The 3,284-nt window shown below is 73.6% G+C and carries 3 protein-coding genes; all 3 read right to left on the minus strand.

Features of this window, described 5'->3' with window-relative positions:
• The coding region (locus Q7A36_RS39050) for a transposase family protein (RefSeq protein WP_305109184.1) at window positions 1-305 on the minus strand (305 nt) is incomplete at its 3' end.
• A 319-nt stretch (window positions 306-624) separates the two neighbouring features.
• On the minus strand, window positions 625-1,650 hold the full coding sequence (locus Q7A36_RS39055) for an MORN repeat-containing protein (RefSeq protein WP_305109185.1): 1,026 nt from the start codon (window positions 1,648-1,650) through the stop codon (window positions 625-627).
• Between the two features lie 7 nt (window positions 1,651-1,657).
• The coding region (locus tag Q7A36_RS39060) for a serine/threonine-protein kinase (RefSeq protein ID WP_305109186.1) at window positions 1,658-3,284 on the minus strand (1,627 nt) is incomplete at its 5' end.

Raw genomic sequence — 3,284 nt, forward strand, 5'->3', positions numbered from 1 at the left:
GCCGCCTGCAACAGCTTGGCGTGGCCACGGAAGGCTGCCTCCACCGCGTCACTGTCCAAGCCTTGCAGGATGTAGCGGATGGCGGTGTGCGCCGGCGCTCGCCGCCAGGTCAGGCCGAACACCTCGTTCAGCCGGGGACGATGCATCTCGATGAAGGTGACGATGCTGCGATATGAGTTACCGCCGCTGACGATGGCCAGGATGGAGAACAGCAGGACATGCGCCAGCTGGTAGACCTTGCCCTCCGCCCGGCGGTGATCGGGCACCTCCTCCAGCAGACCCAGCAGCGGCGCGAACGCGGTCACGGCAACCTCCCCTCGGTTGCCGCCCTATGAGTCAGAGGTTCGCCGATCCGGGAATCCCGTCATCACCCCGCCGGCGCCGTTCGCATCCGACCTGTGGCAGCGAGGACTCACCCCCCGCCACCGCACAGCGTTGAACAGCCCTGCCTCTTCCCCCAACCCCGTCGAGCCCAGAGCCGGACCCTACCAGCCCTACCCCGGCCGGCCAGACGGCCAGTTGGCGCGAAGCCTGACAGAACCCGGGCGACATCCCGTCAGCTTGACCCGACTATTTCGTTTCGGCCAGAGTTGGCCAGCGTGACAATGCTCTAAGCGTTATCAATCACTTGCACTCCGCATCCGGGCGGCCGACCCCGACCGTGCGCCAGGTGGTACGCAGGCAGCCGTTGCTGACCTCGCCCTCGTAGCGGTCACGGCCGGCGATGATGTAGACGCCGCGGCCCTGCGGCCGGTCGTGGCTGAAGGCGCCCTCGTAGAGCCCGTTCTCCGCGTCGAAGGTCTCGCGGCCGAGGCCCTGGCGCTGGTCGTTCCGCCACTCGCCGGTGTAGATGCCTGAGCGTCCGGGCCCGAACCAGCGGAAGGTGCCGCGGCCCTCGCGGCGGCCGTTGGACCAGCCGCCCTCGTAGGTGTTGCCGTTGGCGTAGAGCATGGTGCCGGCGCCGTTCGGCCGGTCGGCGCGCCAGCCGCCGGTGTAGCGCGCGCCGTCAGCGTAGATCTGCTGGCCGTTGCCGGAGCGCCGGCCTTCGGCCCAGTCGCCCTCGTAGCGCGCGCCGCTCGGCTCGACCAGCGTGCCGCGGCCCTGGAAGAGGCCGGCCTGGAACGTCCCCTCGTAGCGGCGGCCGTCGCGGAAGTCGAGCGTGCCCTGGCCATTGGCGCGTCCATCGGCGAAGGACGCCTCCAGCCGGTCGCCATTGGCGGCGATGCGCAGGCCCGGGCCGTTGAGACGCCCGTCCACGAAGGGGCCGGTGTACATGGCGAGGATCTGCTCGCCGGATTTCACCAGCAGCTCGCCCTCGCCGCTGGCGGGGCTGCGGTTGCAGCGGCGGCCGGACCAGCTGACCGTCGTGTCCTCCTTCACCTCCGGCACCCAGACGCGGCAGCCCGAGCGTGGGTCGAGCGCCCAGCCGGGTTCGGCAGCCTCGGCAGCCGGTTGGGCCGGCTGTCCTGGCTGGCCCGGATCGGGCGGCGCCGGCGGCGGCGCCCGGCCGGGGCCGGCGGGCGGCCGCGGCCGCGGCTCGGGGGCGGGCTGCTGCGCCCCCGAGCCGAATTTGTCGCTGAGCGGCGCCTTCGCCGGGATCGGGAGCAGGACGGGCAGGGCGAGGGCGATCAGGAGGGCGAGGCGGCGCATCTCGGACTTATCGCGGCACGGTCTGGACGACGAAGGCCTGTGCCGCGACGCGGCCGCCGCCGTCCCGCACCGCCCGTAGGGCGGGGCCAAGCGCGGCTGCGAACTCGTCGAGGCGCTCGACGCGCGAGGGCCGGGGGTGCGGGAACAGCGGGCGGTCCGAGGCGACGACGAGCAGCACCTCGGTCGCCGGCGGGCCGACCATCTCCCAGGTCGGGTCGGTCAGCAACAGGCGGCCGCGCGCCGACTGGCGTTGCGGCGTGCTGGCGAGATGCGCGACATCGCCGGTCGTCATGAGAAAGCCGAGATAGACATGCGCCGGCCAGTCGGGGAGCTGCACGCGCACCCGGAGGACCTGGCCGGGGCTCAGGCGGCTCGGCCCGTCGAGCCCGGCCTGCCAGCCGGTCTCCTCCATGTAGGGCCGCGCCGCCGTCAGCGCGCCGCAATAGAGGTTGCCGATCGTGTCGAGCTGCAGCCGGGTGGGCACGCCCGCCGCGGCGAGGCTGCGCTGCGCCGACTGGATCTCGGCGAAGGGCGCGAAGCCACGCAGGGTGACACTCTCCATCCCACCGGCGGCGCTGACCACGCCGCAGCGGAAGGCGGCGAGCGCCTCGGCGGCGGCCGGGCGGTAGTCGGGCGGCGGCGGCGGGTCCTGCGTGCGTTCCAGCGACGGCACGGAAGGCTGGGCCGGTAGTGCCGGCACGGGCTGCAGGACGGCGAGGTCCCCCGGCGGCGGCCGCGTGTCGGGCGGCGGCACGGCCGGCTCGCGACCCGGGGCAGGTCCGGCGATGGGTGGGGGGGCGTTGGAGGTCCTAATCGGCGCGTCCGGCCGCGGCTCCGGCAGCGCCAACACCACCACGACCGCCGTGACCACCGCGGCCGCGCCGCCGAGCGCGACCGGCAGGACCCAGCGCCCGAACCCGCGGCGCGGCGGGGGGAGGGGGCGGGCGAGGGGCGGCGGCGGGCCCCGCCGGCCGCCGGGCGCCTCCGGCCGCGCCGCGGCCGGGCGCGTGCCCGCCTCGGCGGCGGCGGCGCGCAGCGCATCGGCGAACTCGGCGGCCGAGGAGAAGCGCGCCTCCGGCTGCTTGGCCAGCGCCCGCGCCACCACCGCGTCGAACTGCGCCGGCACCGCCGCGCGCGTGCGCGAGGGCAGCACCGGCTCGGCATACAGGACCTTGTGCCCCACCGTGGTCCGGCTGCCCTCGAAAGGCCGCTCCCCGGTCAGGAGCTGGTAGAGGATGACGCCCGCCGCCCAGAGGTCGGCGCGGTGGTCCACGTTCTCGCATAGCACCTGCTCCGGCGCCATGTAGGCGGGGGAGCCGAGCATGGTGCCGACCACCATCATCGAGGCATCCTCGATGCGCGCGATGCCGAAATCGGTGATCTTCGCCACCCGGTCGCGGGTGAGCATGATGTTCTCGGGCTTGATGTCGCGGTGCACGACGCCGCGCGAATGCGTGTAGCCGAGCGCGCTGAGGATCTGCCCCATGAGCTGGACGATCGCTGGCGTGTCCAGGCGCACGCCGCGGTCGAGCAGCGCGCGCAGGGTCTCGCCGTCGACCAGTTCCATCACGATCCAGGCGCACTCGTCGTCCTCGCCGAAATCGAGGACCGAGACGACATTAGGGTGCGAAAGG

Source organism: Paracraurococcus lichenis (assembly GCF_030657435.1).
In the GTDB taxonomy this organism is placed as follows: Bacteria; Pseudomonadota; Alphaproteobacteria; order Acetobacterales; family Acetobacteraceae; genus Paracraurococcus; species Paracraurococcus lichenis.